The sequence below is a fragment of the Pantoea sp. XY16 genome (genome assembly GCF_025153065.1).
In the GTDB taxonomy this organism is placed as follows: domain Bacteria; phylum Pseudomonadota; class Gammaproteobacteria; order Enterobacterales; family Enterobacteriaceae; genus Pantoea; species Pantoea alfalfae.
This window is the reverse complement of record NZ_JANZNP010000004.1, coordinates 489,530-515,709: the sequence shown is the minus strand read 5'-3', so window position 1 is coordinate 515,709 and position 26,180 is coordinate 489,530. Positions and strand designations below refer to the sequence as shown.

The following is a 26,180-nucleotide window of genomic DNA, read 5'->3' as shown; positions in this document are numbered from 1 at the left end:
TAAAAGGGGATTAAGTTACTGTATATAAAACCAGTATTCAATGTTTGATTATGGATTTTCAAACATGAAAAAGCCCGCTGAGCGGGCTAAATTAATGCAGAAGGGAAGGTTGCTGTTGGCTGGTGTAGAGTGGCACCTTATTGATTTGCCCAGGCGAGACAATCATTCCAGTCACGGTCTCGTGCGTTTTGAATGTGCAGCTGCAATTAATATTCTGGCACTGGTGATAACGTTCTTTTGTTTCTTTTGAAACATAGCGGCTGCTTTTTGCGTGGGCTGCTGTCTGGCATAAAGGGCAGTGCATCATCATCAATATCCTCAAAAAGGGCAGGGGAGAGCCACTTAGTTTGAATATGCAAATTGTGTTTTGCAAATTACACCCGAATTAAGCAGTTTCCGTTTCACCCTCTGTTTCTGACTGATATTCAATATCTGAAAGCAGCACTTCAAACTCAAGCGTGGTTGTATAGCCGCTGCCGCTAAGACTATGCGTCACCTTACTGATAATCCACGGCTGCGCATCGATCACTGACTTAAAGCCGCTCACCCTGACCGGCGTTTCCGGGTAAAGGTCGGCGCGGCCCATTGCGAGCGTGAGCGAGAACTCAGCGACGCCGCGCTGCAGCTTATCCCACTTTGCTTTAGCTGCCCGCATCGCTGCCGTTTTCGTCGCATACACGGTCGTTAGCATGAATATGTTGTCTTCTGTCCCTGCGAGATAATCCCCCTCTCTGGCCTCCGGTGTTTTGGCCGTGGTCGCCTTTTTCTTTTTAGCCGCCGGGTGCTCCAGCGCGCGCAGGTGCTTAACCTTCGGCTTTCGCTTCACTTTAACTTTCTTAGGCTTAGGGTCTTTTGTATGCAGCCAGCTCGCCGAGACGCCAGTGTATGCGCCACGGTCGGCAATGCTGAAGCTGTGCCGGTCGCCATCCTGCCGCGTGATAGTCATCTGCGGAATTGGCTTGCCGCTGGCGGTAACGCCGTTACCGGGTTTTATAAACAGAAGCCGACCGGCCTTCACTGCAGCAACCGCGCCGTACAGCGTGGCGAGCCGCGTCAGAAATTTAGCGTCAGTCTCCTGCGTCTGGTCGATGTGAGCCACGGCAATTCCGGCGAATCCATCGGCCAGCATTGGCTTTAAGTTATTGCGCCCGGCTATCTGCGTCACAACTTCCCCCAGGGTTGTGTCGTGATAGGACACCTCCCGGCGGGAATTGAGCGAGCCACGGAAATCAGCACTTCGGGCACGGATGGTCATGGTGTCCGGCGCGCCGTGGTGCTCTACCTCATCCACCGTGAAATTACCTTTGCCGAAAAGCGTCTGGCCTTTCCAGCCGAGAAACAGCGTAATCACTGCGCCGCGTACCGGCATAGTCAGCTGCCCGTCGGCGTCGTCCAGCTCAATATCCAGCTGGTCAGCCTCAAAGCCGCGATTATCGGTCAGCGTCATCGAGATAAGGCGATCTCGGATATTGGTTGTAACGTCTTTGGAGTTAACCTTGAGCATGAAATCCGGCGTCAGTTGCGCCCCGGCCTGCACCGGCAGGCTGCTTATCCCGATCATCCGAGCAGCCCCCCTGCAGATGAAATCAGACTACCGGCCGCAGACTTCACGCCGTCGATTGCTGACGTAAGCTGCCCTGACAGACTGCCGGAACCGCTAATAAGTCCGTCAGCCTGTTTCTTCAGATCGCCAAACATAGAGGTAAGCGACTCATCAACGCGCTTCAGGCTCAGGGTAAACATGATTTTACTTGCCGTCCCGTTGGGGTAAAACTCGCTGAAAGTGTTAGAAATACTCTCGATCACGTACATGCCGTAGATCATGCCGCTGCCGCCAATCAGCGGCCACGCCATCCCCTCGTCAGCCATCAGGCGGACGGTCATCAGCGACACCGAGCCGCCCGTGATTTCCGGGCGCAGCTCCCCGGAAAGCGTGATTTTTTCATCGCCCGGCCCGATAAACTGCGCCGACGGGCGCTGCCCGAACCGGCTGTTAGTGGGCCAGCGATAGTCGATATTCTGCTGCATATCCCCGTAAGGCAGGGTCTGTCGCATAAGCGGCATCATGCCGTAAATCATCATCATCGGTTAATCCTCCCAGCCCATTTTGCTGCGGTTCTGCGCCTGACGATTTCGCTGCTCTTTTGCCTGGTGCTGCGCCATCAGCGCCATTGCGTCGTCTTTGGTCATGCCCTCGTGCATGTTGATTTCATACTGATAAGTATTCTGGCTGCGGTCGGTGAATCCGCCCCCGGCTGACGGGGCTGAAACCGGGCGGTAAGGCGCGCCACCATAGGCGATGTTGTATTGCAGCCCGCCGGTATCTGCGCCCGCGCCGCCGGTTGCTACCGGATCCGGGGACGGGACTTTGTCTTTCAGGCCATCGGATTTCGTGTCGATAATGCCGAGCTTATCCAGCACCCAGTTGATGCCGCCCATAAGCTGATCGAGCGCGTGGCTCGGGATTTTCAGCGCCTCGGCCAGCATGTTGCCGAACTTTTTACCCATGTCTCCGGCGGCGGCAAGTTCGGTCTGCGTGGATTTCACCGGCTCCAGCAGTTTGCCGAACCAGTCCCACAGCTCTTTGACCTTGCCGCCTACCCACTCAAAAACCGGCTTCAGCGAACCAAAGGAATCACTGATCGGCCCCATCGCTGCGGTAAACCCTTCGGCCATGCCTGCTATAAAGGCGCTGATAGGCTCCCAGTATTTGCGCACCAGTAGCGCCCCGGCCACGATTGCCGCCACGACGGCCACCACCGGCAGCGTGATAGCGCCGAGCGCGGCCGTAATGGCTCCGCCCGCGATGCTGAATGCCGTGCCGAGAAACCCCGCACCGGCAATCAGGGTATTCACGCCCGCAATTACCGGCCAGGCTACCAGCCCGATTGCGCCCAGCGCCCCGGCCAGCATCAGCCCGCCCATTACCACTTTTGCTATACCGCCTGCCAGCGCAGGGTTAGCTTTAATCCAGTTATCAACCGTCAGCAGCAGTGCTGCCGTGTCCTGGGTAAGTGCGCGCAGGCTGCCGTCGTTCTGATCAAAGAGATCGGTGCCAATAGCCTCATAAGCAGACTGCAGCTCTTTCAGATCGCCGCCGAGATTATCCTGCATGACCTGGACCAGCTCGGACGTTTTACCATCAGAGGCTTTAAACGTGGCGGTCAGCTGATCGAGCTTACCTGTTGAGGCTGCGGTCATCAGCACGGCGGCCGATGAGCTGGCCTCCTCGCCGAATATGGTTTTCATGTACTCGGCGCGCTGGCCCGTTCCCAGCTTGTGACTATCAAAACTCGCCTGCATTTCTTTCAGGATGGTGAATATAGGGCGGGTATTTCCTTTGCCGTCAGCCGTTTTAATACCCAGCTCTTTGATAGCCTTGAATGATTCACCGGTAGGAGCCTGCAGCCTGCTCAGCACGGCGCGGCTTCCTGTACCTGCCATTGAACCTGTGATTTTGGCATCGTGCAGAGCGCCGACCATTGCTGCCGCCTGTTCGATGCTGACGCCCGCGTTTTTTGCTACCGGGGCGACGTAGGTCAGCGAGTCGCTAAGCCCGTCAAAGTCAGCGGCCGTTTTATTCATGGTCATCGACAGCACGTCGCCGATGTGTGCGACCTTATCGTTTGAGAGCTGGAAGGCTGATTTCATCCCCATCAGCAGCCCGGCGTTTTCCTCCATCTTGCGCTTGTTTGCCAGCGCCATGTTGAGCGTAACCGGCGTAACGGCCTGAACGGCAGCGGCATCGCCGCCGCCTTTGGCAATAACGATTTGCGCACCTGCCGCATCATCGGCAGAGGCGGCGGTTGTATCACCCAGCTGACGGGCCTGCGCACGCAGGGCTTTCATTTCCTGCGATTCTTTTCCCACGCCGAGCACGGCCTGCAGCTCGGAGTTCTTCTGTGCGAAATCAAACCCCGGCATCAGCAGCGACGTAGCCGCCATGCCGCCAACCGTTGCGGCACCGATACCGGCCGCGCCCATGTTGCGCACCTTACCCGACAGCTCCTGCCCTTTGCGGTAGCGCTCGCTTGTCTGGTTCAGTCGCTCCTGCTGTGCATTCAGCCGCTGCAGCTCCATTTTCTGGCGGCTCAGGCTGACCGTAGCCTGCGCCGAGGCGGATTTCAGGCGCTGTTGCTCGCTGCTCAGGGCTTTAGTGGAAATCCCCGCTGCGTTAAGCGCCTCGCGCTGCTGCTGCACCGAAAGGCGCAGGCTGTTGGACTTCGTCTGCAGCTCAGACGCTGCCTGACGGGCCTTTTCCAGTGCGCGGGCCTGCTGTGTCGTCGGGCGCTCCGTGTTTTTAAACTGCACGGCCAGCGCTGCCGCCTCCTGCTTTGCGTCTTTGAGGCTCTGCTGCGTGACGGCCAGCTGCGCACTGGCCTTGCGGAAGCCATCAATTTTCCCCGCCTGCGCGTCCAGTTCCTTAATCGTCGTCTGCGTCTGGCGTATGTCAGATGACAGATTTTTGGCAGCGGTCTGCACGGCTTTGAAGGGCCGCGAGGCTTTGTCTACCGCATTCAGCAGCACCTGCACTTTAAGGTTATTGCTCATCCGGGGTCGCTCCGCTGCGGATTAAGGCTTTATGCCGCCAGCCCATCAGCTCGGCCAGCGGCATGTCGTACATCTCGGAAGGTTGCCAGTGAAATATCGTGGCAATGTCGGCCATCAGGTCATTGACCGTCAGGCCGCGCGGCCAGTCTATTCGTCCGACTTCGACTGCAAAAAACCAATCACCTTGCCGCCCAGCGCAATCAGGTCAACCGGATCAAGGGCGTTACATTCGGCCTTAGTCAGTGCTGGCAGGGTAATGCGGGGCAGCACGGTCAGCAGGGAATCAACATCTGACTGGCACAGATCAGCCAGGCGCACGCCGCGCAGACTACCGGCAGTCGGCTTAATCAGCTCAACGCTTTTGATTTCGGTTTCGCCACGCAGCAGCGGGGTTTCAAACTCAACAACATTCTCTTTCTTTTCCATGATTATTCTCTGTTCACTGTAATCAGGTAAAGCCAGCGGCGGGCGCTGGCGTCAGGGTTTATACCAGGCCGAGGTTTTTACGGCGCTGCTCAAGACGGTCAACACCGTTGACCTTCTCCACCATGTTGATGGTGTCGATTTCGATCAGCTCTTTGCCGTTAAAGGTCAGCTTGTAATAGGTGTTTTTGGAGGTGATTTTGGTTTCGGTATCTTCACCCTGTTTGGCTTCGCCAAAATCAAACGACTGATGCTTACCGCGCACCTCAATCTCTACCGCGATTTCCTCGCCGGTATCGTCGCGCTGGTAAGAGCCGGTAAAGCGCAGGGGAATGTCAGACGCGCCCCATTGCGTGAGAACCAGCTCATCAATGCCGCCGATGCTCCATTCAACATCGAGTGCGTCATCTTCCAGACCGTTATCGATAAAGGCCGCGCCGCTCATGCCGCCTGCGCGGAACGGGTCGAGCTTGCGCGCCAGCTTCGGCAGGGTCACGGCGGTGACGACGCCCTGATAGCTGTTGGCGTTATTAAAAAGGTTCATACCCTTTAGTTTGCGTGGCAGTGCCATTTATCCGGCTCCTCAGCTGTTTACGGATGCGGCGAAGTTCGCCAGATAGGTGTCGGTAATGCGCTGGCGAAGGGTTAAATCTTCCAGCGGCGGCACCGGCGTGTAGTCGTAGTCAATAAAGAGCTTGCCTGCCTTCAGGGTGTCTTTATCGTTGGCACTTTCGTCATACCAGGCGGATGCACCCAGCAGATAACCGGCGTTAACCAGCTCGCGGAACTTCGCATTGATGCCCGCGATAATCTCGCGCACCAGAACCGGCGTCAGCGGCTTATCAACCGCCCACATGTGCGCCTCGGCCATCGTGTCGGCCAGCACCTGCGCCGTGCGGGTGTAGTTCTCAAACTGAAACAGCGGATCATCACTGCAGGTACGGTTGCCCCAGAAGCGGAAACCGTCTTTACGAATCAGCGTGGTGACGTCTGCCTCATTGAGCAGGTCGGCGTCGGTGCCGGTCTGCTGCAAATCCCAGAACACTGATGCGGAAATCCCGGTCACACCGTTGACGCCGACGTTAGACAGGGTTTTATGCCAGCCGGTGTCGTTGTCGATTTTGGCGCGCAGGCCCAGCGCACGGGCAGTGGCATAGGCCGTGTCGGATTTACTGTTCGCGGTGTTCCACGCAAGGAAATCAGGCCAGATAATCATCAATTCACGCTGGCTGAAGTTCTGGCGATACAGGCGGGCTTCGGAAATGGTTTTGCATTCCCACGCAGAAACATAGGCAAAGGCGCGCAGCTGCTGCGCGATGCTGGCAAGCGCGGTTGCCACCGCAAGCGAGTCCAGCCCCGGCACGCCGAGAATACGCGGCTTAACATCGAGCTGTGTCTGCGCGGCGAGCAGCGCTTTCATGCCGGTATACTGGCCGTTTTCATCCGTGCCGCCGATGATATTGGACGTGGTTTCGGCTTCGTCGGCACCTTCAGCCACGCGCACGACGACGGTCACAGGTTTGGACTGGTCAGCAATGGCCTGCAGCGCAGCCGCAAGCGTGCCTTTTTTGCCAGCCTTACCGACCGCGCCCTGCACATTGGTGATAAGTACCGGCGTATTGAGCGGAAAGGTTGCCGCATCCGCATCCTGCGCGGTGCAGACCATGCCCACGATTGCGGTTGATACGGTTGTAATGGTGCGCGTGCCATCGTTGACTTCGACGACGCGCACACCATGATGATAATCAGACATCTGATGCACTCCGTTTTGAGGGTGTGCTCAGGGTGTCAGGTCACGTACAGCAACGCATCTGATGGGGGTTTGCTGGTCAGTCAGCAGACAGAATTAATAATCTGGCGCTGCCTGTCGGCCGGAATGTACCGGTAAAGGGTTTTTACTGATACCACGAGAATGCAGTGCTGATTGCCAGCAGCAGACTGGCCGCTGAAATGGATAAGGCAAACCGGACCATTGCGCCGCTGCAGGATGCGGTTGATATTAGTATTGCATGTGATACGGAGATCACCCGCCTTGCAGAATGAAAACGGTATGGGTGGCGCTGAGCCGGATCGATACCAGCAAAGCGCCAGATATCGAATAGCCTTAAAGGGCGAAATAAAATAAGCGTGTCAGCTAAAATTTAAGCTAAAACTGTTCCTGAGAGAAATATATTTTCTTGAGTCCGCTTTATGTCAAAGGCGGACTCTGGTTACTGCACAACATCAATTATTATTAAAGATAAATCTATTAAGATTTTGCGAATCTCATTGAAAAGCAACTCAGCATGTTGATATCGTCAAAGATGAATTTGCATTAAAAAAGCCTTGATAGTCCTCATATAGCCCATGTGCACGTGCAAAACTTATTGCTTCATTAAGCTTGGATCTGGCGATGTTATACTGTTTCCAACCTTCTTTATCATTACATTCAGGAGTTGCCCTTAAATTAGCACCTGTTGCAGAAATTTCAGACATTAAGCTATTTAGTTTCTCTTCTGCTATTTGCCTACGCATTTCCACTGATGAAGCTCTCGCACTCTCATTAAGCTCAGCATTTAATTTCTCATATTTAATCTTTAAACTATCTAATTCCAAGAGTTTCTTGGCGTATGTTTCTTTTTCGCTTTTAATTGAGATCTCTTGCTTATATACTTCTTTCTCCCTTTTTAAAAACTCCTCCTGTTTAATGAGACCTTCATCGTAAAAAGCTTTAACCTGCTGGTCTAATTCATTTTTCTTATCATATAGAACTATATATTGCTGTACTAAAAAAGCACCAAAAGCGCCAAAAATAAGTAAAGAAACAATACAGGCGGCAAGGTTTTTACGAATGAAATTCGACATCTCTTTTAAATTCATGGCTTCCTCTTGTTGTTTGAGCATACATATAGCTTAATAAATCAATGCCAATTCTACTTTAAAATGTTATAAAATATCCAAGTATACTTGCCGTTCAAAAAATAATCACGCTCGTTATGTCTATCAGGTTGAGAGAATAATGTGGATTTATGTATGTTGCTCATGGCTGGCGGTGGGTTTTAAGTTTGGCTCAGCTCCACAATGCAGAACAAATACTGAGCCAGACAGTAACGCAGCCTTCTTATTGGACAGGCTGTTCAGGCCATATTATTTTTTTAGCATCTTCCGGGTTCACCCGCATCAGCATGATACGGTATTTTTTCCAGGCGATAAGCTGGCTTGCCTCATCATCTGTCGCTATCCCTAAATCGTTCGCATCTTGCAGGGGCTGGATAGCCGCGTCAGCTTCAGCCCTCAACCTGCTGCGCTTGTCTTCTGCCTGGCTGATAAGTTCATCTGCTGTCGGTAATGGCTGTTCAGTCAGGCAGGGCCGCATATCAGCACCACAGGCAATCAGCTTTCCTTCTGCCTGCCCGGACAGTAAATCAGCCCAAGCCTGTTCGGTAATATTGATCGCATCTTCCGGGATATCCCGATTAATGGCGGTATCATAAAAGGCATTATTCGAAGGCGAATATTTTTTCATTTAAATTCCTAACGCTATCCACCAGATGCCCTGCTGAGTAGTATCCGGGCCGCTGTTTGTAAGAGAGAAAGATGATTTATCGCGATATTGCACACCTACTGCGTATTCGCCTTTTGACGGAATTGAAGATCCCTTATTAGCAACAAGTGAAAATCCGGCACTTGGAAACGACACAGGAAGCGTAACAGTCGTGGTTGACTGCTGTGCAAAGGTGCCACTCCCCCATTGCAGGATTAGGCCGTTCGGGAATTTGCAGTACCCGTTACCGCTCTTAACTATTGAGAAGAAACTCATGTCAGGCAGCTGGCCGGTGCCATTACCTACGGTCTTTTTTGCCGCGTCGCCTAAACCGAGGTTTTTGAGAACGTCAGCAACCAGCCCGGCGTCTTTGATTTCTGCCAGGGCGCTTGCGATCTGCAGGTACTGGCTGTGTGGATTTTTAGCATCGGTGTGAGTTTTCATTACGCTGTCAGCGTAGGCTTTCACCTCGATCACAGCATCATCAACATATTTACGCGTCGCCAGCACTACTGATGGATCAATTTTCAGCGTGACGGCGGCTGTGCTGTTCACGATTAAAATCATACGCACGGTCTGCGTGCGCCCGCTGCCCTCGGCCAGCTGTGGCTTGTAGGTTTCCGGGCAGTTCGCCACCGCAATTAGCACGCCGTCGGCATCGTACAGGCCGATTTCACGGATCCAGAATCCGCCCTCGCTTTCCGGGATAATCTGCTCCGCGATAATCTGGCTGCTGTTTGCTGAGTCAATGGTCAGCGAATTAAGCTGCGCGCGGCGCTTCTCGCCGATGAGCTTAGTCTGTGCCGCGTCAGGCGTCGGCAGTGTGCCGCCACCATCCCCGACGCCCAATGATGTGATATTCACTTTCGAGCCGAGTGCGGCGGCGTTCGCCAGCTTTGCCGCGCCCTGATTGGTCAGCAGGGCAAAATATTTTGTCGTCATGCGCTCACTTCCGTCAGGTCAATAAGATGCACCGCCGCGCCGGAATAGACCGGCCCGCCGACGCTGATAAGTTCAGGGGTATAAGGATAAACAGTCAGCTCATCGCCGCTGTAGCTGGCAACGGCGACCGGCAGAGTGCCGTTAGCATCGAGATTAATGGACAGGCCGATAAGGTGACGGCTGCAGGGCTTGGCATCAGCTATCAGGCGCTCCAGTTCGTTATACATTTCCTCGGTAATGCCGGTATCCAGTACGCCCACGTCCAGCCGGAACGTGCCTGGCGCTTCACCAGTTTTCCACCACTCGATTATTTTGATGAGATAGCCCAGCGGCTCAACGACGCGCCGGATTGCCCCGATAGTGCCCTTGTGCCGGTGCACGTACTGCGAGGCGGCAACCACGGCGCGCTTTGTCGATTCAGGCCAGGCTGAATCCCAGCGGTCAACTGACCACGCCCACGCCAGATAGGGCAAAAGCTCCACCGGGCATGTGTACGGATTCCATAACTGGCGCAGCGGTACGCTCATCGCGCCTGGACTCGCCAGCGCCTCGGCAGCAGCAATCTCAAGGGGGGTCGAGCCGGTCGGTAGCAGGCGCTCATTCATCCGAGCCTCCGACGGTCAGCGTGTAGCCTGTGCAGTAAGCGGCCTGTGTTTTATCAAGTACCACATCTGCAGCAGGCTTAATCAGATTGACGCGCTGCACGCCCTCAACGTGCATAGCGGCATACAGCGCAGACAGGCGAATGTCGCGGCCGAGGCGCTTCTGTGCGCTTACAAAGGCGGCGAGCTTTGCCTCTGAGGCGGCGCGGATTGGCTCCGCTTCCGGCCCCGGATAGAGGTACAGCTCGGCCACGATTTCGTATTCCACAATCTTTGCTGACTGCACGCTCACCCGGTCGGCAACCGGGCGCACGTCCTCATCATTGAGCGCTGTATTCACCACGGCCAGCAGATCATCACCGGCCACGCCGTTGCCCTCACGCGCGAGCACTGTCACCGTGACCACTGAAGGCGACGTGCTGATGGCTGATGCATCGGCTACCCGGCCGTCAGCACTTCTGGCATGGTACTCATAAGCGCCGGTTGGCCCGGCCACGCTCAGCCCTTCAAAGGCGGAGGCGATGCGCAGCCGGAAATCATCGTTACTTTCCATCACTGCGGGGGTTGGCGGAATGGTTGTATCGTCGGCCGGGGTAATGATCAGGCGGGTTACGCCATTATTCGCGCCGAGCTGGTCAAGATCGGCATCCATGGAATAAGCCACCATGACGGCTTTTGCCGCCTCGTTGATGCGCTGGCGCAGGATCAGCTCACGGTAGGCATTTTCCTGCAGCAGCTTAACGATGGGTTCCGACTCCAGCGTCAGCGTGCGGGCGACGGCGTCCTGCTGGTCAGCAGAGTAAAGGGAAATCAGCGTAGCCTTTCGCTCGGCCAGCAGGGTTTCATAGTCCAACGACTCCACCACATCGGGCGCGGGCAGCTGGCTTAAGTCAATAGTTGCCATAGTCTCAGCTCACAGGAACGGTTAAGGAAAAAGGCTGCGCGCCGTCGGTGCGGTTGCCGAACAGCTCAACCACCATTGCGCCGTTGATATCCCACTCAAAGCTGATGGCGGTCAGCTTTACGCGCGGCTCCCATTTCAGGATCGCCATATAGCAGGCCGACATAATCTGCAGGCGCAGCGCCTCGTTTTGCGGCTGGTCAATCAGGGCGGATAAAAGCGAACCATACTGGCGGCGCATCACCCTGGTGCCGACAGGAGTCAGCAGAATGTCACGCACCGATTGCCGGATATGATCGAGGTCGGTCAGCGTGCCGCCGGTTTCCCGGTTCATGCCGATGTATTTTGCGGTCGTCATTGTGGGCCATCCGTTCTGCTACCGCCGCGCTGCACGCCGCCATGATCGTGGTCATCCACGACGACACCGTTAGAACTCAACTTGCCACCGCTATGCGTAACGTTGCCTTTCATCGTTGCGCCCTTTGTGACTTCCAGTTGCGCAGTTTTGAGCAGCGCTGTGCATTCCACTTCTGGCGAGTCGAACAGGATTTTTACCGCCGCTTTGATGGTTGCTGTCTGTATGCCGGTTGCGTTCAGCGCGCCGGTTTCCGGCTCGTACTCGATCACCGCGCCGTCAGGAAATGACCAGTGCAGCGCATCGGCCGAGGCAGACGGCGCTGGGTTGGCATCCGAGAAAATGCCCGGCAGTACAAAGCCGGTATCGAGTTCGCCGCCCAGGCACAGAATAAGAACCTGCTCACCCACTGACGGTGCATTCCAGGAGCGGGTTTTACCCGCGCGGGCGGTCAGCCAGTGCAGCCAGGCGGTCGTATTTTTTCCCGTATCGACACGGCAAAGCCCGCCGTCAAGGTTAACGGCCGACACGGTTCCGATGCGGATCAGGTTGCGCAGCAGGCGCTGGATTTCTGCGATTTGTTCGTTCATGGCGGTGAGAGTGCCTGGATATTTGGGCAATCTCAAAGGGGGAATGTTCTGTGATGAATCAGCAAACGAAATTTAACTGATGAGTTTAAAGCTTCTTAATTTATCTTTAAACCTGATATCAATATTTGATGCAGCATTTATTCTGCCAATCAATTTTGGTTCAACAGAGTTTGGCTCAAGCGTGTTGAGACTTTTTAAGACACGCCACTCTCTGAAGTCCTGATGAATATTTTTAAGAAGTTTATTTCTCACCTTAATTCCATCGCCTTGAACTATAACTCCTGTTATAAGCTTTGGATCAGCAGCTCGGTATAGCCTTGATTTTTCAGGGTGAGCGATGTGTTTGTATTGTGAAATTATTCTCTTCACATTATGAGCAAATCTTACATCAACAGCCGCTCCAGAAAACGTAAGATCATCAACGTAAATAGTCATTCGAATTGATCGTGAATCTGCAAAGGCGTGTAAACTTTCAAACATTTCGAAGTTAGCCCAGAAGGCAATAGGCATACTAATCCTGCTGCCTGTAGGGATATGTCTTTTATAGGTGCAGATGTTTGCGAGGATGTGGGAAACATCGCTTGCACACTTCAAATTTTTATAAAAAAAATTGAAGATCATACGATGAGTAGTAGAGGGGAAAAACGAAGTCACATCTGTAGTAAAAACAGGATGAAACCCCATGTGTTTTTTTGCATTAGTTATATTTGTACGCGATTTCGTTCCTGAATGTAAGTAGTCCGGGGTCGCGATACGGCATAGTAGCGATGCAATGCGTGTATGAACTATGTCTAGCTTTTTTTTGGGGCACTCGATGAGTCTTTTCTTTCCACCTTCCTTGTCTGTATAGAATGTATCGTAATTACTATCTGATTGGTAAAAAAGGAGATCGGATGGTTTGATGAAAAGAATTTCAGAAAGCTTTTTTTTAGAGGTGATTTTATACAAAGCGCTATCCTTCAAATTATAACACTTATCTTTCCTCTGTAGTTTTAGCTTTTTCCCTTTCATTCTTTTCGACACTCCATTCGAGAACTTTAAGAATCTTATCGGCGCAGCCTAGCCTAAACTTTTCAGCCAGACCATTTTTCTTTCCACTATCAAGCTCTTCCGAAAAGAAGACCATTGCAGAAATAGGAATATCAAATTCTTTGGAATATTTTTCTAACATATCGAAACTAACAGTTTTTTTGCCAGATTCGATTTCAGAAAGATAAGACTTAGAAATTAATAAGCTTTCTGCTAAATCAGATTGCTTAACATTATGATAAAGTCTTAGTGTCTTAAGGGCACGATTAATCATATAAACCTCTTTTGAACTTAGGCACACTTAAGAGTCGCTATGCTTGTCAATAAACTCCAGAAGGCGATAAATTCGCCATGCCCACTTGATGCACCAAACAGCTGCTCCGAGTAAGACACGAGTTTTTTTAAAGCGTTCGCTCGTCTTAAGTGCCTGCCAAAAACTGTTACCATTATTGTTCATCTTGCTTTCTCCTTGATACCAGGCCACGAAAGTGTGACCTGTTCGCCCTATCAAAGAAGAGAGTTTTTGGCAGTGAACCTATTTCAAGTGCATCGAGTGTCGTCACTCGATGCACACCCCCGGCTTTCGTCTACTGGAACTATCATCATTGGTACATTTGCAGCACATTGGATGGTAGCAGCGAGAGTGCGCGGGAATATTGTAGAGAATTAAATTCTCCGCGAGTGTTAAACACTCATGTCCTACTTGGCGACGTTCTCTCTTAAGTAACAGCCAAAATAGAATAAGATAAAAGTTCGCTATTCGTCAACTTTTTTCGCTATTTGCGAACAATAAATCATTTAACGCCTCCACAAAAAAATAAGTAAATGATTTAATTGATGTTTTTTTCATCCTCTGAATTCAATCCTAGTAATGGTCGCGTCTCATACTGCACTTCTTTACCTTTGCGCGATGGCCGGTCACGCAGCCCGTAATGATGCACGCGGGCCATGCGCTGCACGTTACCCGCAAACTCGATCACGGCCTCATTCGGGCTGGCCTGCATCTTCATGTATTTAGCCGTGCGCAGCTTTGCAAACATCTCGCGCTTTATGCGGCCCTTTTTGCTGCGCACCGGCTGCGTTTTACGGGCTTTAAAGGGCGTGCCGTCAGGTGCCTGCTGGCGCTTAATGTTCTGCTGCTGACTCGCGCGCAGCTTGCGGCCAATGCTGCGCGCCATTTCTTTACGCGCCGGGGCTGACAGGCTGCTGATAAGTGCCTCCAGACGATCATTTACCAGCTGCAGCTCGCTCATGCCTGAAGCTCGCTGACCAGCTCGCCGTGAACATAAAGCTGCGCCGGCCGCGTGTCATTCTCCGGCAGCGGGTTCTCGCCGACGTGGGTCACGTGCAGCCCGTCTTCGGCCTGCTTCACGATCACGCGCTCGCTCAGCTGCAGCTCAATACTGATATCGCTGGCCGTGTCGCTGATAACATCTGCCTCAAAGGTAAAGCCCGTCCGGCGCTTTTCCTCGGTTGCCATAATGTCGGGTTCATTCGTGCGCAGCCATGCCAGCAGCGGCACGATCAGCAGGTCGATGTTACCGGCGTAATCAGTAAAGACCATGTTAAGCCGGTACTGGTATTCAAACGACAGCGAGCTGGCAAGCGTCGAGACGATGCGCCCGCTGTCGATAAACACGTTCAGCGCGTCAGGGTTTCGCTGCAGCTCCGGCACGCTGTCGGTCAGCGCCTGGCGCAGTTGTTGAGGTTTCAGCATCGTGTTGTTCCTGGCAGTCTTTGATGATTTCGACCTGCAGCCCGCAGGCAGCGAGCGCAGCCTCTAACTGGCGATTATCCGCCGCCAGATCGCCCGCCGTTTTAAGGCTGTTTCCCGGCACCGGGCAGCTTGTCACGCGCGGACACCCAATCCAGATAATCTCTGGCGCTGGCGAAGGCCGGACGGGCGTGCAGCCGGATAACATCGTCAGGCAAAGCAGCAGCAGACCAGTCACGCAGTATCGGATTTGCATCGGTTTCTCTCTGTATGGTCATTTCACGGTTAAGCGCGGCTGTGCTGGCGCGCCCCTGCATCAGCCGCAGCTCGGCCTCGCGCTTCTGGCTGGCTCTCGCGTCGGCATCCAGCCTGGCTATTGCTTTATCCCGGCTCTCGATACCGGCCGACAGCGTACCGATAATGCGCTGTGCGCTGGTCAGGTCGTCCTTAGCGACTTTCCACTGCCAGCCGTTCACGCCCAGCACCAGCAGAGTGACGGCCAGCAAAGCGGCAATCAGGCGCGTCATGACACGCCCCGTAGGCAGTAGGCTGCCTCATTCGCGCGGCGGTTCTCCAGCCCGCGATTTCTCACGCCCTTAACAAACACCCAGCGCCGCAGCTCATTGCAGGCATCAGGCCAGTGCTGCAGCCTGATATAACGGGCAAAGGTCGAGCTGCAGGCGGCGCTCACACCGACGTTAAAGGCGAATGAAACGGCCGTGTCATAGACCGGCTGTGGCATATCGCTGCGCATACAGGCATCGATCCCGCGCTCGACGCGCATCACGTCATACACCAGATTAACCGCCGCCTGCCGCTCGCTGACCTGGCTTTGCGGCGTCACACCCTCTGTGTGACCGATACCGTTCGTCCAGACTCCGGCGCTGCACTGATAGGGCGAGGTGCGGCACCCCTCGGCGTTGGCGATGAGCGCAAGCCCGGCCTCGGACGTTTTCAGTGTTTTGAACTGTGGCAGCAGCGCCGCAATTGCCAGCACGGCCACCACGGCGCAGCGTTTAACGGTCTGGCTCAAGGCTCACCCCCCGCAGGCGCTGCAGCTCGTAGGTTTTACGGCGGTAATGCCAGTTGATAAAGAACGTCGCCACGTTAGTGATAAGCGTGATAACAGCCACGCCGGAACCGACCATAAAGGCGATATCCTGTGGCGTATGACGACCGAACCACATCAGGATGAGGCCAATCAGGTAGTTGATCACAGAGCTGATTTTTTCCATTTTTAGTCCCACAGGTTGACGGTTTCACCTGCTGAAGATTCAGGCAGATCAGGCAGAGTCACCTCGCAGCCGTGCGGCAGTACCGGCCCGCTTTCGGCGAGGCCCGGATTAGCCGCGTAAACTAGCTCGACGGCCTGACCGGTTCGCCCGTAATAGCGCTGACAGATTTCGTCAACGGTATCACCCTGCTGTGCGTAAACGTTCATCAGAGCAGATCCACAATGCAGCCAGGCTTACCGGCGATGCGGCTGATACTGAATCGCGCATCGCGCCAGTACTCGTCGGCGCTCGCCTCAATCTCTGCCGCCTTTTTCGTGCCGCTGGCGTCATAGCCGCGATAGCGCTCAGCGATGGTGGCGGGGGTCAGCGCACTGACGGCGGCAAGGTAGGCCGTAACCTTTTCGCTATCGCCGTCCAGCGCCTCCGCAGGCACGTCGGCCAGCGCCTTAAAGCCCGCCGCAATCTGTGCGGCGCGCCAGTCGTACAGCTCGGCGTTAACTTCTGAAATCGCCGTTTTCACGGCAAGGCGCAGGCGCTGCGCCGTGATCGTTCCCTCATAGCGCAGCGAATCGCGCAGCTGCTGCAGGTCAACGTCAGGCCAGAAAAACGTATTCTTTACCGGCGGCTCGGCAGCGTCTGCCGGTCGCGGGGCGGGGATAACAACCGTGTTATTCATAATCGGCCTTTGAAATAGGTGGGCGGTGGAGGACGGCGCAGACACTGAAAGTGCGTTGCCGTCCTGCCGCCCGTGCGCGGGGTCGCGTTAGGTCAGCGGCGGGCGATGGCCTGTTTTTTCATCGCCGTTCCCAGCCGCTCAATGTCTTTTTTGACGCCGCAGCCGTCATGCAGCTGATGCGCCCTTACAAAGTGGGTCATCGCCTCCGAAGCCCTGCCCGCATCGCGAAGCACATACCCGGTTATCTTGTGCAGCTTGGCGCGCACCTGATCGGGCATGTCTTCAGATTCCGTCATCGCAATGGTTGTCAGCAGCGGGTCAATATCGACCGGCTCTTTTGCCGTCCAGGCGCGCGTTGCCGCGCTGGCGACTTCCTCGGCCAGCAGATAGGGCAGGCTGGCGCGCTTGAAGCCGTCAGGCGACACAAGACCATGCGTCAGCGCGTACCGGGCAATCTCCAGCGCGCCGGGCACGTCGCCCGCATCGAGCCGCCAGATCATGACGGTCATCAGTACGGCATCCTGTGCGCCTTTGCCTTTCTCCAGCACGCCGGACACCCACGGCAGGTACTCAGGCAGCAGCTGACGCTTCATTTCCGCCTTGCGCTCGTTAGAGTGCACTTTCTTCAGGCGGCGCTTATCGTCGTTCAGCTTGATGAGCATCTGCTCATAGCCGCTGGCGTGGCGCAGCGGATTGTCGGCGTTCTGCGAGGCTTCGATAGCCTGCTGGCGCATGCGGTGACGTCGGGCAGGGCTTAACATGCGTTACGCCTCCGCTTTTCCGGTGCCAGCAGCGCCGCCGTTTTCTGCCGCTGCTTCCTGCGTTGTGGCTGCAGGTTCAGCGAACACGCCGACTTCGATGTTTTCAACCAGGCAACCGGCCGCGTAATCCTCGATCACGTAGTCCTCGTTAATGGACTCGTAGTTTTCGATGCGGTCGCGCTTCGGCACTTCGTCAATCAGGCGGCGGTGCGTACCTTCCTGCCAGTAAATCGACAGGTTATCGGTGCGGGTAATAAACATGGCGTCGGCCGGGAAGTACGGCACGCGCACCGCTGGCAGACCGCCGATGCGTTTCTGACTGATAATGACGTCAGCGGCCAGCTGCTCGGTATTGGCCTGCGACTGGTTGACGATCGGGAAGTACTTGTCAGCCAGCAGCTGACGGCCCACGATAACAACCAGCTCCGGGTCTTCCTGATACCACGGCTCGATCAGGGTGTTGGTGGCATCCATCACCAGCGCGTCGAGGTTGGTATAATCGCCGTTTTTGCCGACGCGGATTTTTTCAGAAACGACGGTGCCGTCTTCCTCGGTGATTTTGCTCATCACGCGCGCCGGTGCATCGTTTCGGTACTTCTGCAGCCAGCCTACGGCCACGTCCTGCAGCATCGGATTCTTGGCGCGGTTCGAGGTTTTGGCGCGGGTCACGCCGTTGAAGCCGATCATGATGCGGTCAAGCGCCTGGCGCTTTACGATGGCATCACGCAGGCGGGCCTGAAAATCTTCATAGCGCGCCCACAGGTCGAGCGTGTTATAGCGGATATGAAAGTCATAATTGACCTGCACACACTCATAACCCTGCTTATCCAGCGCGGCAAAGTCAGCGGTTTCGCGCTCGTCCCCGCCTGCCGTATCGGTCACGCTGGCAATCGAGCCGGACACGCCGATCCCGATTTTCTCTCCCTTCATTTCGGACACCGGGACGATGTTGATGCGGGTCAGGAAGTCAGAAGACTCCTGCACGCGGTTCATCAGGGTCTGCGTGACCGTCGGCTCAACGGTAAATTTCTTGTTCATGTCGTCGGTTTCGACGCCGTTCAGCTCGGCGAGGCGGGTCATGAACTGGTTAAACTTAAAGCGGGTATTCTTGCGCATTGGCGTTCCTGTTTTTATCTCTGTGTTAGGTTTAACGTTCAGGCAACGCCTGATTAGCAGTCGGTCTGCGCGCCGTACTTCGGATCGCTGCCGGTTGCCGCCGGGCGGCGTGTAAAGCTGCCGTCGGTCTGCGAAAGCTGGTCCTGCAGCGCAGCGAAAGCGGCGCGGTCTTCCCCGGCCTGCTGCTCGATAGCCTCAAGGCGTGCGCTGACGGATTGCTCCAGTGCCGACAGCTCCTGCGTCTGGCTCTCCGCGTTCAGCTGCACCTGCTCAGCGACGGCCGTTACCGCCGCACTGACGTCGGCGAACTGCTCGCCACTGGCCTTTTTCTGGCCGGTAAACATGGCGGTGATACGCGTCAGAAGGGACGGCGACGGCTCGGCCACTTCTTCAAACTCAATGACAGTTTCTTCAGCGGCGCTGAAAAGGTTGTCTTTATGCTGCTTGCGGGATTCCAGCGGGTTAGTGTTCGCCGAGGCGCTGAAGCTCAGGATTTCCGTGCCGAGGCTGGCCGGATTGTCGGTAACAGCCAGGCCGATTAGATATGCCTCACCGGTATCCGCGAACTTGGGGTTGTACTGAATTGAGGTATAGATTTTCTGGCGTGCTTTGGTCATAGCAACCAGCTCATCTGTTGGATCGATATCCCCATATAGCGCCAGCTTGCCTTTTAGCGGCCCGTCAGCAATTTCTTCAGCTGACAGCGCCACCACGTCACCAAAACGGCGAAACGGGCTGTCAGGCGTGATGCCTTTGATGTGCTCAAGGTCAATTCGTGCCCCGTACATCGTCGGGTCATAGTTTTTCGCCATTTGCGCAATGTGCTCACGCGGAATTGCGCGGCCATCAGTGGTTGCGCCTTCAACTGCGATACGAAAACGCTTTGCTTTGATTGCTGCCATTAATCAGGCTCCGGTCAGGTGATGGGTCGTTTCGGGGCCAGTTTCCCCGTCGCCACACAATCCCTCAACGAATGCCAGCCCGCTGATGCATCAGCAAACAGGGACAGCAGGCGCGCCATTTTCGGCACCGGTAGCCTTGCCGGTATGAAAACGACACCGACAACCATCATCAGCGATCCGCGCCGTCAGGCCGCGCTGCTTTACTGGCAGGGTTATTCCGTGCGCCAGATTGCGGAGACACTCGGACAGAAAACGCCAACCGTGCAGAGCTGGAAACTGCGCGACGCGTGGGACAACGTCGCGCCCATCAGTCGCGTGGAATCCAGTATGGAAGCCCGGCTGATTCAGCTCATCATGAAAGAGGTAAAGGGGAATGGTGATTACAAAGAGATAGACGCGCTCGGCCGTCAGATTGAGCGCCTTGCCCGCGTTGAGCGCTACCGCAGCAGCGGCAACGAGGCCGACTTAAACCCGAACGTGCGTAACCGGAACAAAGGCGAGCGCCAGCCGGTCGTTAAAAACGAGTTCAGCGACGAGCAGATCGACAAGCTGACCGGCGTGTTTATGGATAACTGCTTTGAGTATCAGCTCAACTGGCACCGCGCCGGGCTGACTCACCGCATCCGCAATATCCTGAAGTCCCGCCAGATTGGCGCCACGTTCTACTTTGCCCGCGAGGCGCTGATCGATGCGCTGACAACCGGCCGCAACCAGATTTTTCTTTCGGCCAGCAAGGCGCAGGCGCACGTCTTCAAAAACTACATTATTGACTTCGCCCGCCAGGCTGACGTTGACCTGAAAGGCGATCCGATTGTGCTGCCGAACGGCGCGCGCCTGATATTCCTCGGCACCAACGTGCGCACCGCGCAGAGCTATACCGGCAACCTCTATCTGGATGAATATTTCTGGATCCCGAAATTCCAGGAGCTGCGCAAAGTTGCCAGCGGCATGTCGCTGCACAAGAAGTGGCGCACAACCTACTTTTCCACGCCGTCGGCCCTGTCGCACAGCGCTTATCCGTTCTGGTCAGGCGAGCTGTTTAACAAGGGGCGGCGCAGCAAAGATGATCGTATCGAGATAGACCTGTCGCATTCACACCTGGCGAAAGGTGCGCTGTGCGGTGACGGCCAGTGGCGGCAGATTGTGACGGTTGAGGATGCGCTGACCGGCGGCTGCAACCTGTTCGACATTGACCAGCTGCAGCTTGAATACAGCCCGGCGGAGTATCAGAACCTGCTGATGTGTGAGTTTGTCGACGACGAGGCGAGCGTGTTCCCGTTCGCCGAGCTGCAGAGCTGCATGATCGACAGCCTGGAAGAGTGGGAAGATTTTAACCCATACCTGCCGCGCCCGTTTGCATACCGGCCGGTCTGGATTGGGTATGACCCGTCGCACACCGGCGACAGCGCAGGCTGTGCGGTAATCGCACCGCCGCTCGTTGCGGGCGGTAAGTTCCGCGTGCTGGAGCGTCACCAGTGGCGGGGCATGGACTTTGCCGCGCAGGCGAAATCTATCGAGGACTTAACGAAAAAATACACCGTGGAATATATCGGCGTTGATGCGACCGGCATCGGCCAGGGTGTTTTCCAGCTGGTACGCCAGTTTTACCCGGCCGCGCGCGAAATCAAATACTCACCGGAAGTGAAAACCGCAATGGTGCTGAAGGCGAAAGACACCATCAGCAGCGGACGGCTTGAGTATGACGCAGGGGCAACGGACATCACGCAGTCGTTTATGGCAATCCGTAAAACCATGACGGCCAGCGGCAACCGCTCGACCTACGAGGCGAGCCGCAGCGAAGAAGCCAGCCATGCTGACGTCGCCTGGGCAATCATGCACGCACTGTTAAACGAACCGCTTACCGCAGCCAGCGGCGGCGCTAATCCCTCAATTCTGGAATTTTACTGATGAGCAAACGCAGAGGCCGCAAGGCTCACACCGCCACCGCGCAGCCGGTACAGGCTACCGCAACGCAGCAGCACGCCGAGGCATTTACCTTTGGCGACCCGACACCGGTTATGGATAAGCGCGACATTCTGGATTACGCCGAGTGTATCGGCAACGGGCGCTGGTTTGAGCCGCCGGTCAGCTTTAGCGGGCTGGCTAAGAGCCTGCGCTCGGCTGTACATCACAGCTCGCCGATTTACGTAAAGCGCAACATTCTGGCCTCAACGTTCATTCCGCACCCGATGATGAGTCAGCAGGAGTTCAGCAAGTTTGCGCTGGATTATCTGGTCTTCGGTAACGCCTTTGCCGAGCTGCGCCGCAATGGTCTGGGTAAGCCGCTGCGCCTTGAAACCACCCCGGCCAAATTCACTCGCAGAGGCGTTAAGGATGGCGTTTACTGGTTTGTGAATGACTGGAAAGAGCCGCACGAATTTTCGGCCGGCAGCGTGTTTCACCTGCTGGAGCCGGATATTAATCAGGAGCTGTACGGCCTGCCGGAATACCTTAGCGCGCTTAACTCCGCCTGGCTGAATGAGGCGGCGACGCTGTTCCGCCGCAAGTATTACCAGAATGGTGCGCACGCCGGTTATATCCTTTACATGACCGATGCGGCGCAGAGCAGCAGCGACGTTGACCGGATGCGCCAGGCGATGCGTGACACGAAAGGGCTGGGTAACTTCCGCAACCTATTTATGTACGCACCTAATGGCAAGTCAGACGGGATCAAGATTCTGCCGCTCAGCGAAGTGGCGACGAAAGACGATTTCTTTAACATCAAGAAGGCCAGCCGCGACGACCTGTTAAGCGCCCACCGCGTACCGCCGCAGATGATGGGAATTATCCCGGACAATACTGGCGGGTTTGGGGATGTAGAAAAGGCATCAAAAGTTTTTGTTAGAAATGAACTTATTCCACTTCAGGAAAGATTTAAAGAATTAAATGCAAAGTTGAACTTAGACATAATCAACTTTAAAAGTTATGTATTCTAAAATGAGGCCTGATGTGTCACGTACATCAGGCCAAAATATTAGTCAATTTTTTAAGATGAGTATGGTTGCACATCGCCCTCGTGGATACCCGGGAAAAGTATTAAAACAAACCTCTTCACCGGCCTCAAAAGATGACTTGCCATATACTTCAGAGGAATGATAAAACCACTCCACGGCAGTATCGAGATCTCTTATAAATCCTGTTGAATCGAATGGAATACCATATGATGCTATGACACCCCTAAATCTTTCATCATTTGAATAACAAATTTTGTCGAAGCGAGCTAAAACCTCATCTGCAGTTGGACGAATGCTTGCATCAGGATTTAAACATTCTTGAATTAGATGCCATAACTCATCTTCAAGAGCTTCTACAGATTTGTGTCTTCCGAAAGTAGTAGGTTTTTTTAACTTGAATATCCCATCTTGATACCTAGCAACGTCTCGAATTGCTCTTCTACCTGTACCGAACGGAGGCTCGCCATTTAGGAGATGATAAGCAATACAACCTAGAGCCCATATATCCATAGGTTGACCAGCATTTTTCCAATCATCCCAGCATTCGGGTGCCATGTATGGTACGGCTCCAAAAAGAGTTTGAGACGTTGTCAGAGTATTATTATCTTTCTCGAATAACTCAATTTCCCTAGCTATTTCATTTTCTGCAAGTTTTGATATGCCAAAATCAGTAAGTTTTATGTTAGACATATTTAAATCATTGGAAACCATGATGTTGCTAGGTTTTAAGTCTCGGTGGCAGATACCATTCCCATGAGCTTCAACCAATGATTTCGTGAGATTCTTTATTACATGTGATGCAAGGTGAGGATCCAGATAATAAAAATCTTCTTCTAGCCTCTTTCCTAAATCCATACCCTCAATGTACTCTTCAATCATGAACGTTAGTTCGTCATCTTCATAATAGTCTAAGGTAGAAGCAACGTTAGAGTGATGTATTTTAGCTCCCATTTCTGCTCCACGCTTAAACCGCCTATCTTTAACACCGTGCTTGGGAGTTTTCAAAACAACAAATCTATCTAAAACAGTATCATGTGAATAATAAACCTCTTGCATCCCTCCCGCAGCGAGGTATTCAACTATGGTATATCTATCGATTAAAATATCACCTTTGTTAAATTTTGTAGTAATCATATAACAAGTTCCGGATGAGAAGATAAGAAAGTAACAAATCGACGGCTGGAGCCAAGATCTGGCTTTCCAAAAGTTATTAAACAAGCATTAGGAAGAGAGTTCCCTACTTGAGCTGGTGAGTTATTAATATATACATCTCCCAGAACCCCGCTAATTATGAAATCAAACCCGGTATAATTCACCACAATCTCACCATGACTAAGTTTGATTCTAACGCCAGTTTTTGAGTAAGATAGCTCATAAATACTGCTAGATTTTTCAACAAACAATCCTTTATGTTTATTATATAAAAGATGCTTGTAAATGATCGAAACTAACCTCTCTGCGTTCGGTCTCAAACTAGGGTCATAGCTTAAACAAGAATCTATTAGGCTAACTATTTCATTATTAACTTTTCCACCTAAGATATTCCCTATAGATGTATACGCACTATAAGACATTGGAGGCCTTTCGAGTAAAGCAGTGCAAAATCCTTTAAATGAAGAAACTAAGTTCCAAGCGCATATACCAAAGGCATAAATGTCCATTTCAGGGGTTATTTTTGCGTTATCTTTATATAATTCAGGGGCTGCGTAAATAACCGTCCCTCTATTTAATTTAGTTAAGTAATCCTCATCCGTAGAAGAAAGTCCAAAATCAAAAATTTTCAACACGCCTGTTTCAGTAGACTTTATATTTTCTAGTTTAAGATCACGATGTACTATGTTTGAGCTATGCAGGTCAAACAAAGCCTGACTTATTTGATATAATATAATTAGATATGAATAAGAATTAAAAGGAGTCTCTTTATGATAGCTTAAATAATCTCGACCTTTTAGATACTCAATTATTATCCCTTCAAGAAGGCCCGAGTCGGGGTTTATTATTAAGTCATAAATCTCAATTACATGGCGAGATCTTGCCTTAGATAACGATTGTATTTCGTTAACTAACTGATCGTTATCTTTGGGTTGACTCATTTTTTTGTAAAGAACCTCTCTGTCCAGGTAGGTATCTCTTACTAACTGGAGATTTCCAAACCCACCAGAAAAAGTCCTTCCTTTGATAGGTGTGTACCTTTTCAATTTTTTAATCCTTTATACTTATCCAGAGGTTATTATTCGGGTTTAGTGTCACTTTTGAGATGGAACTCCTCAATAATAATATCTTCCTTTTCTTTCTCTTTTTTTTCATTTTCCTTTTTCTTTAAGTCACCACTGCTTATTTTTTTACTACTTTTTTTATAGTTATTTTTTTTAAATTGGACATTCATTTCTTGAGATGTCAGAGCGAATTTAGTTTTACAATCACCACACCACAGTGAAATAGTATTGTAAAAATAAGAATCTTTGATATCTTCAATTTTTTGTTGGAGCGTTGCCAGTGAAGGAACAGCAATTACAGAAGAATTATCACCACCTCCTAGCCAATTAGAGGAAATTACAACTCTTCTAGCAACCTCATTAGGCGGAGAGTTTTTTATAATCTTCAAAAAGACCTCTTCCGACTCCTTCCATGCACCATCACTAGCTAAAATAAAACCTTCAGGGAAATTATCCTTATTATGGAAATTAAAATTTAAGTCAAATTCAGATCTGTTTTTTTCTCCCAAGGCTTGGCTTAAAGTTCCTCCTAACTTCATTTCTTTAAGAGCAGACATATCCTTTATCTTAAGATGAGCTAGTTCGTTTTCGAGAGTGTCATCAATGCTTATTTGATTTAAGTTTTTAAGAGAAGGCTGCCAAGAATAAACTCTACTATCACCAATATTTAATGCAATAGTCTCTCCAGATGAAGATGCGAGAAATAAGCTAAGTGTAGTGGCCCCTCTACCTGACAAAACTTCCCTGATTAATTTATCAGATTCTTGCACTACCTGTGTTAATTGATCACCAAGTGAGCCTCTATTATAGGAGTAGCTGAGTTTGGTTAATATAGTACTAATTGCTAATGATGCCGCAATGTCGCCAAACTCTGAGCCACCGACTCCGTCACACAGTAAAGCACAAAAATAATACTCTTTATTACTAAAATTAATAATACTTAATGCAAGCCTATCTTCATTGCGTTTTCTAACTAACCCAGGGTGTGTAGAAAAAAATAAATTGAAATCATCATCTTTGATGGTAAAACCCTGATTAAAAGAAGCATTAATGATTTCATTAAATACTTGTGCATGAAGAGGATCATTTAACATCTTAGAAATATCTTTGTTTCCTATCAACATATTCATGCCTATTAGCTATATGATTGCGAGCTAGATTTTTTTAGATATTTGTCATTGACTGTTTAACTAATCTAAACCTGAGGCTTTACAAAATCAAGAAGATGTTAATGCTTAGATTTCCCCTAGCGCGCAATGCTATCCCCGCCACGCCTGCCCGCTTTATGCATCGCTTTTCATGCAGGTGCATGTGTTACCTCTGAACGCGCCAGCACCGGCCTCACACACGCTAAGCGATCCAATTTGGATCATGCGGATTCATGCAAGCATATGCACTTTGATGCAGAAGCAAAAAGCCACCTGAAAGGTGGCTAGTGAACGGTAGGGAAGGGGCAATTAATCATTCAGCCTGGCGGTATATGGCAGCTTCGAAAACAGATGTGTCGATTGTCCCTGCCAGGTCGCTGATCATCGACAGTGCCATTTTTAATTCATCTTCTTTGCAGTGTGCGATCAGTGATACGTCAGCAATGAACTGGATGCGTGCAACCGTCTCGCTTAGATTATCTATGTCCATCAAATGATTAACTCCTTCTAGTCAAAATATACTGTATGTATAAACAGTATCA

General features: G+C 52.3%; 35 protein-coding genes. 3 read left to right on the top strand and 32 right to left on the bottom strand.

Annotation, left to right across the window (positions count from 1 at the left end):
- Positions 1 to 91: 91 nt before the first annotated feature.
- From N1689_RS07095 to N1689_RS07060, 8 genes are all read right to left on the bottom strand, one after another.
- Positions 92 to 307 carry an ogr/Delta-like zinc finger family protein gene (locus N1689_RS07095; RefSeq protein WP_069026604.1) on the bottom strand — a complete coding sequence of 72 codons (216 nt, stop codon included), beginning with the start codon at positions 305 to 307 and terminating at the stop codon, positions 92 to 94.
- A 78-nt stretch (positions 308 to 385) separates the two neighbouring features.
- Complete coding sequence (locus tag N1689_RS07090; protein WP_260058380.1) at positions 386 to 1,561, bottom strand: phage late control D family protein; 1,176 nt, start codon at positions 1,559 to 1,561, stop codon at positions 386 to 388.
- A complete protein-coding gene (locus tag N1689_RS07085; protein WP_260058379.1) occupies positions 1,558 to 2,085 on the bottom strand; it encodes a phage tail protein in 528 nt (175 codons plus the stop codon). Before N1689_RS07085 ends, N1689_RS07090 begins: the two co-directional genes overlap by 4 nt.
- A 3-nt stretch (positions 2,086 to 2,088) precedes the next feature.
- Positions 2,089 to 4,551 carry a phage tail tape measure protein gene (locus N1689_RS07080; RefSeq protein WP_260058378.1) on the bottom strand — a complete coding sequence of 821 codons (2,463 nt, stop codon included), beginning with the start codon at positions 4,549 to 4,551 and terminating at the stop codon, positions 2,089 to 2,091.
- A complete protein-coding gene (locus N1689_RS07075; RefSeq protein ID WP_260058377.1) occupies positions 4,541 to 4,666 on the bottom strand; it encodes a GpE family phage tail protein in 126 nt (41 codons plus the stop codon). Before N1689_RS07075 ends, N1689_RS07080 begins: the two co-directional genes overlap by 11 nt.
- A 32-nt stretch (positions 4,667 to 4,698) precedes the next feature.
- Positions 4,699 to 4,977: a phage tail assembly protein gene (locus N1689_RS07070; protein ID WP_195857979.1), complete on the bottom strand. Its 279-nt coding sequence runs from the start codon at positions 4,975 to 4,977 to the stop codon at positions 4,699 to 4,701.
- 58 nt (positions 4,978 to 5,035) lie between these two features.
- A complete protein-coding gene (locus N1689_RS07065; RefSeq protein ID WP_010246672.1) occupies positions 5,036 to 5,545 on the bottom strand; it encodes a phage major tail tube protein in 510 nt (169 codons plus the stop codon).
- Positions 5,546 to 5,557: 12 nt separating this feature from the next.
- Positions 5,558 to 6,727 carry a phage tail sheath protein gene (locus N1689_RS07060; RefSeq protein WP_260058376.1) on the bottom strand — a complete coding sequence of 390 codons (1,170 nt, stop codon included), beginning with the start codon at positions 6,725 to 6,727 and terminating at the stop codon, positions 5,558 to 5,560.
- 164 nt (positions 6,728 to 6,891) lie between these two features.
- On the opposite strand from N1689_RS07060, the gene N1689_RS07055 reads away from it, so the two are divergent.
- Positions 6,892 to 7,017: a tail fiber assembly protein gene (locus tag N1689_RS07055; RefSeq protein ID WP_260058375.1), complete on the top strand. Its 126-nt coding sequence runs from the start codon at positions 6,892 to 6,894 to the stop codon at positions 7,015 to 7,017.
- Between the two features lie 237 nt (positions 7,018 to 7,254).
- Here the strand turns inward: N1689_RS07055 and N1689_RS07050 are convergent, their stop codons facing one another.
- From N1689_RS07050 to N1689_RS06955, 20 genes are all read right to left on the bottom strand, one after another.
- Positions 7,255 to 7,857, bottom strand: a complete 603-nt coding sequence (locus tag N1689_RS07050; protein ID WP_260058374.1) for a hypothetical protein — start codon at positions 7,855 to 7,857, stop codon at positions 7,255 to 7,257.
- 217 nt (positions 7,858 to 8,074) lie between these two features.
- On the bottom strand, positions 8,075 to 8,479 hold the full coding sequence (locus N1689_RS07045; RefSeq protein WP_260058372.1) for a tail fiber assembly protein: 405 nt from the start codon (positions 8,477 to 8,479) through the stop codon (positions 8,075 to 8,077).
- Positions 8,480 to 9,439, bottom strand: coding sequence for a phage tail protein (locus N1689_RS07040; protein WP_260058370.1), 960 nt, complete (start codon positions 9,437 to 9,439; stop codon positions 8,480 to 8,482). It abuts the gene before it with no gap.
- Entirely contained in the window at positions 9,436 to 10,044 is a 609-nt protein-coding gene (locus N1689_RS07035; RefSeq protein WP_260058368.1) for a phage tail protein I, read from the bottom strand. The genes N1689_RS07040 and N1689_RS07035 overlap by 4 nt, the downstream gene beginning before the upstream one ends.
- Positions 10,037 to 10,945, bottom strand: a complete 909-nt coding sequence (locus tag N1689_RS07030) for a baseplate assembly protein (protein WP_260058367.1) — start codon at positions 10,943 to 10,945, stop codon at positions 10,037 to 10,039. The genes N1689_RS07035 and N1689_RS07030 overlap by 8 nt, the downstream gene beginning before the upstream one ends.
- Before the next feature lie 4 nt (positions 10,946 to 10,949).
- Positions 10,950 to 11,300 (bottom strand): GPW/gp25 family protein, encoded by a 351-nt coding sequence (locus tag N1689_RS07025; RefSeq protein ID WP_260058366.1) that lies wholly within the window; start codon positions 11,298 to 11,300, stop codon positions 10,950 to 10,952.
- Positions 11,297 to 11,887: a phage baseplate assembly protein V gene (locus N1689_RS07020; protein WP_260058364.1), complete on the bottom strand. Its 591-nt coding sequence runs from the start codon at positions 11,885 to 11,887 to the stop codon at positions 11,297 to 11,299. The genes N1689_RS07025 and N1689_RS07020 overlap by 4 nt, the downstream gene beginning before the upstream one ends.
- Before the next feature lie 72 nt (positions 11,888 to 11,959).
- Positions 11,960 to 12,898, bottom strand: a complete 939-nt coding sequence (locus N1689_RS07015) for a reverse transcriptase family protein (RefSeq protein WP_260058363.1) — start codon at positions 12,896 to 12,898, stop codon at positions 11,960 to 11,962.
- A complete protein-coding gene (locus tag N1689_RS07010) occupies positions 12,861 to 13,190 on the bottom strand; it encodes a helix-turn-helix domain-containing protein (RefSeq protein WP_010256704.1) in 330 nt (109 codons plus the stop codon). The genes N1689_RS07015 and N1689_RS07010 overlap by 38 nt, the downstream gene beginning before the upstream one ends.
- A 556-nt stretch (positions 13,191 to 13,746) precedes the next feature.
- Positions 13,747 to 14,169 carry a phage virion morphogenesis protein gene (locus tag N1689_RS07005; protein ID WP_260058362.1) on the bottom strand — a complete coding sequence of 141 codons (423 nt, stop codon included), beginning with the start codon at positions 14,167 to 14,169 and terminating at the stop codon, positions 13,747 to 13,749.
- A complete protein-coding gene (locus N1689_RS07000; protein WP_260058361.1) occupies positions 14,166 to 14,633 on the bottom strand; it encodes a phage tail protein in 468 nt (155 codons plus the stop codon). Before N1689_RS07000 ends, N1689_RS07005 begins: the two co-directional genes overlap by 4 nt.
- Positions 14,566 to 14,838, bottom strand: coding sequence for an Rz1-like lysis system protein LysC (gene lysC, locus N1689_RS06995; RefSeq protein WP_242462570.1), 273 nt, complete (start codon positions 14,836 to 14,838; stop codon positions 14,566 to 14,568). Before lysC ends, N1689_RS07000 begins: the two co-directional genes overlap by 68 nt.
- Positions 14,735 to 15,157 (bottom strand): Rz-like lysis system protein LysB, encoded by a 423-nt coding sequence (gene lysB, locus N1689_RS06990; RefSeq protein ID WP_260058360.1) that lies wholly within the window; start codon positions 15,155 to 15,157, stop codon positions 14,735 to 14,737. The genes lysC and lysB overlap by 104 nt, the downstream gene beginning before the upstream one ends.
- Complete coding sequence (locus N1689_RS06985) at positions 15,154 to 15,663, bottom strand: lysozyme (protein ID WP_260058359.1); 510 nt, start codon at positions 15,661 to 15,663, stop codon at positions 15,154 to 15,156. The genes lysB and N1689_RS06985 overlap by 4 nt, the downstream gene beginning before the upstream one ends.
- Positions 15,647 to 15,865, bottom strand: coding sequence for an HP1 family phage holin (locus N1689_RS06980; protein ID WP_010255079.1), 219 nt, complete (start codon positions 15,863 to 15,865; stop codon positions 15,647 to 15,649). The genes N1689_RS06985 and N1689_RS06980 overlap by 17 nt, the downstream gene beginning before the upstream one ends.
- Positions 15,866 to 15,867: 2 nt before the next feature.
- Positions 15,868 to 16,071, bottom strand: coding sequence for a tail protein X (locus tag N1689_RS06975; RefSeq protein ID WP_064704198.1), 204 nt, complete (start codon positions 16,069 to 16,071; stop codon positions 15,868 to 15,870).
- Positions 16,071 to 16,541, bottom strand: coding sequence for a head completion/stabilization protein (locus N1689_RS06970; protein ID WP_260058356.1), 471 nt, complete (start codon positions 16,539 to 16,541; stop codon positions 16,071 to 16,073). The genes N1689_RS06975 and N1689_RS06970 overlap by 1 nt, the downstream gene beginning before the upstream one ends.
- 92 nt (positions 16,542 to 16,633) lie before the next feature.
- The gene (locus N1689_RS06965; RefSeq protein ID WP_260058353.1) at positions 16,634 to 17,302 is read right to left on the bottom strand and encodes a terminase endonuclease subunit; all 669 of its coding nucleotides are present in this window, start codon (positions 17,300 to 17,302) and stop codon (positions 16,634 to 16,636) included.
- A 3-nt stretch (positions 17,303 to 17,305) separates the two neighbouring features.
- Positions 17,306 to 18,418, bottom strand: a complete 1,113-nt coding sequence (locus N1689_RS06960) for a phage major capsid protein, P2 family (RefSeq protein WP_260058351.1) — start codon at positions 18,416 to 18,418, stop codon at positions 17,306 to 17,308.
- Positions 18,419 to 18,471: 53 nt separating this feature from the next.
- Positions 18,472 to 19,320 (bottom strand): GPO family capsid scaffolding protein, encoded by an 849-nt coding sequence (locus N1689_RS06955; protein ID WP_260058350.1) that lies wholly within the window; start codon positions 19,318 to 19,320, stop codon positions 18,472 to 18,474.
- A gap of 144 nt (positions 19,321 to 19,464) precedes the next feature.
- On the opposite strand from N1689_RS06955, the gene N1689_RS06950 reads away from it, so the two are divergent.
- Entirely contained in the window at positions 19,465 to 21,228 is a 1,764-nt protein-coding gene (locus tag N1689_RS06950; RefSeq protein ID WP_260058459.1) for a terminase ATPase subunit family protein, read from the top strand.
- A complete protein-coding gene (locus N1689_RS06945; RefSeq protein WP_260058349.1) occupies positions 21,228 to 22,256 on the top strand; it encodes a phage portal protein in 1,029 nt (342 codons plus the stop codon). The genes N1689_RS06950 and N1689_RS06945 overlap by 1 nt, the downstream gene beginning before the upstream one ends.
- A gap of 42 nt (positions 22,257 to 22,298) precedes the next feature.
- Here N1689_RS06945 and N1689_RS06940 read toward each other — a convergent pair whose 3' ends face one another.
- The 4 genes from N1689_RS06940 to N1689_RS06925 all read right to left on the bottom strand — a co-directional run bounded on the left by N1689_RS06940 (position 22,299) and on the right by N1689_RS06925 (position 26,131).
- Positions 22,299 to 23,408, bottom strand: a complete 1,110-nt coding sequence (locus N1689_RS06940) for a serine/threonine-protein kinase (RefSeq protein ID WP_260058348.1) — start codon at positions 23,406 to 23,408, stop codon at positions 22,299 to 22,301.
- Entirely contained in the window at positions 23,405 to 24,472 is a 1,068-nt protein-coding gene (locus N1689_RS06935) for a protein kinase family protein (RefSeq protein WP_260058347.1), read from the bottom strand. Before N1689_RS06935 ends, N1689_RS06940 begins: the two co-directional genes overlap by 4 nt.
- A 32-nt stretch (positions 24,473 to 24,504) precedes the next feature.
- A complete protein-coding gene (locus N1689_RS06930) occupies positions 24,505 to 25,614 on the bottom strand; it encodes a PP2C family serine/threonine-protein phosphatase (RefSeq protein ID WP_260058346.1) in 1,110 nt (369 codons plus the stop codon).
- A 337-nt stretch (positions 25,615 to 25,951) separates the two neighbouring features.
- The gene (locus tag N1689_RS06925) at positions 25,952 to 26,131 is read right to left on the bottom strand and encodes a hypothetical protein (RefSeq protein ID WP_260058460.1); all 180 of its coding nucleotides are present in this window, start codon (positions 26,129 to 26,131) and stop codon (positions 25,952 to 25,954) included.
- Positions 26,132 to 26,180 lie beyond the last annotated feature (49 nt).

Coding starts and splice junctions, on each gene's coding strand:
- lysB (WP_260058360.1), bottom strand. CDS start 15,157: ATGACGCGCCTGATTGCCGCTTTGCTGGCCGTCACTCTGCTGGTGCTG.
- N1689_RS06950 (WP_260058459.1), top strand. CDS start 19,465: ATGAAAACGACACCGACAACCATCATCAGCGATCCGCGCCGTCAGGCC.
- N1689_RS07070 (WP_195857979.1), bottom strand. CDS start 4,977: ATGGAAAAGAAAGAGAATGTTGTTGAGTTTGAAACCCCGCTGCTGCGT.
- N1689_RS07050 (WP_260058374.1), bottom strand. CDS start 7,857: ATGCTCAAACAACAAGAGGAAGCCATGAATTTAAAAGAGATGTCGAAT.
- N1689_RS07035 (WP_260058368.1), bottom strand. CDS start 10,044: ATGAATGAGCGCCTGCTACCGACCGGCTCGACCCCCCTTGAGATTGCT.
- N1689_RS06965 (WP_260058353.1), bottom strand. CDS start 17,302: ATGTTAAGCCCTGCCCGACGTCACCGCATGCGCCAGCAGGCTATCGAA.
- N1689_RS07005 (WP_260058362.1), bottom strand. CDS start 14,169: ATGAGCGAGCTGCAGCTGGTAAATGATCGTCTGGAGGCACTTATCAGC.
- N1689_RS06970 (WP_260058356.1), bottom strand. CDS start 16,541: ATGAATAACACGGTTGTTATCCCCGCCCCGCGACCGGCAGACGCTGCC.
- N1689_RS07030 (WP_260058367.1), bottom strand. CDS start 10,945: ATGGCAACTATTGACTTAAGCCAGCTGCCCGCGCCCGATGTGGTGGAG.
- N1689_RS07020 (WP_260058364.1), bottom strand. CDS start 11,887: ATGAACGAACAAATCGCAGAAATCCAGCGCCTGCTGCGCAACCTGATC.
- N1689_RS07085 (WP_260058379.1), bottom strand. CDS start 2,085: ATGATGATGATTTACGGCATGATGCCGCTTATGCGACAGACCCTGCCT.
- N1689_RS07090 (WP_260058380.1), bottom strand. CDS start 1,561: ATGATCGGGATAAGCAGCCTGCCGGTGCAGGCCGGGGCGCAACTGACG.
- N1689_RS06960 (WP_260058351.1), bottom strand. CDS start 18,418: ATGCGCAAGAATACCCGCTTTAAGTTTAACCAGTTCATGACCCGCCTC.
- N1689_RS06945 (WP_260058349.1), top strand. CDS start 21,228: ATGAGCAAACGCAGAGGCCGCAAGGCTCACACCGCCACCGCGCAGCCG.
- N1689_RS07000 (WP_260058361.1), bottom strand. CDS start 14,633: ATGCTGAAACCTCAACAACTGCGCCAGGCGCTGACCGACAGCGTGCCG.
- N1689_RS06930 (WP_260058346.1), bottom strand. CDS start 25,614: ATGTTGATAGGAAACAAAGATATTTCTAAGATGTTAAATGATCCTCTT.
- N1689_RS07080 (WP_260058378.1), bottom strand. CDS start 4,551: ATGAGCAATAACCTTAAAGTGCAGGTGCTGCTGAATGCGGTAGACAAA.
- N1689_RS07045 (WP_260058372.1), bottom strand. CDS start 8,479: ATGAAAAAATATTCGCCTTCGAATAATGCCTTTTATGATACCGCCATT.
- N1689_RS07095 (WP_069026604.1), bottom strand. CDS start 307: ATGATGCACTGCCCTTTATGCCAGACAGCAGCCCACGCAAAAAGCAGC.
- N1689_RS07010 (WP_010256704.1), bottom strand. CDS start 13,190: ATGATTAATCGTGCCCTTAAGACACTAAGACTTTATCATAATGTTAAG.
- N1689_RS07015 (WP_260058363.1), bottom strand. CDS start 12,898: ATGAAAGGGAAAAAGCTAAAACTACAGAGGAAAGATAAGTGTTATAAT.
- N1689_RS06975 (WP_064704198.1), bottom strand. CDS start 16,071: ATGAACGTTTACGCACAGCAGGGTGATACCGTTGACGAAATCTGTCAG.
- N1689_RS06940 (WP_260058348.1), bottom strand. CDS start 23,408: ATGATTACTACAAAATTTAACAAAGGTGATATTTTAATCGATAGATAT.
- N1689_RS07025 (WP_260058366.1), bottom strand. CDS start 11,300: ATGACGACCGCAAAATACATCGGCATGAACCGGGAAACCGGCGGCACG.
- N1689_RS07060 (WP_260058376.1), bottom strand. CDS start 6,727: ATGTCTGATTATCATCATGGTGTGCGCGTCGTCGAAGTCAACGATGGC.
- N1689_RS06980 (WP_010255079.1), bottom strand. CDS start 15,865: ATGGAAAAAATCAGCTCTGTGATCAACTACCTGATTGGCCTCATCCTG.
- lysC (WP_242462570.1), bottom strand. CDS start 14,838: ATGTTATCCGGCTGCACGCCCGTCCGGCCTTCGCCAGCGCCAGAGATT.
- N1689_RS07075 (WP_260058377.1), bottom strand. CDS start 4,666: ATGGCCGACATTGCCACGATATTTCACTGGCAACCTTCCGAGATGTAC.
- N1689_RS06955 (WP_260058350.1), bottom strand. CDS start 19,320: ATGGCAGCAATCAAAGCAAAGCGTTTTCGTATCGCAGTTGAAGGCGCA.
- N1689_RS07065 (WP_010246672.1), bottom strand. CDS start 5,545: ATGGCACTGCCACGCAAACTAAAGGGTATGAACCTTTTTAATAACGCC.
- N1689_RS07040 (WP_260058370.1), bottom strand. CDS start 9,439: ATGACGACAAAATATTTTGCCCTGCTGACCAATCAGGGCGCGGCAAAG.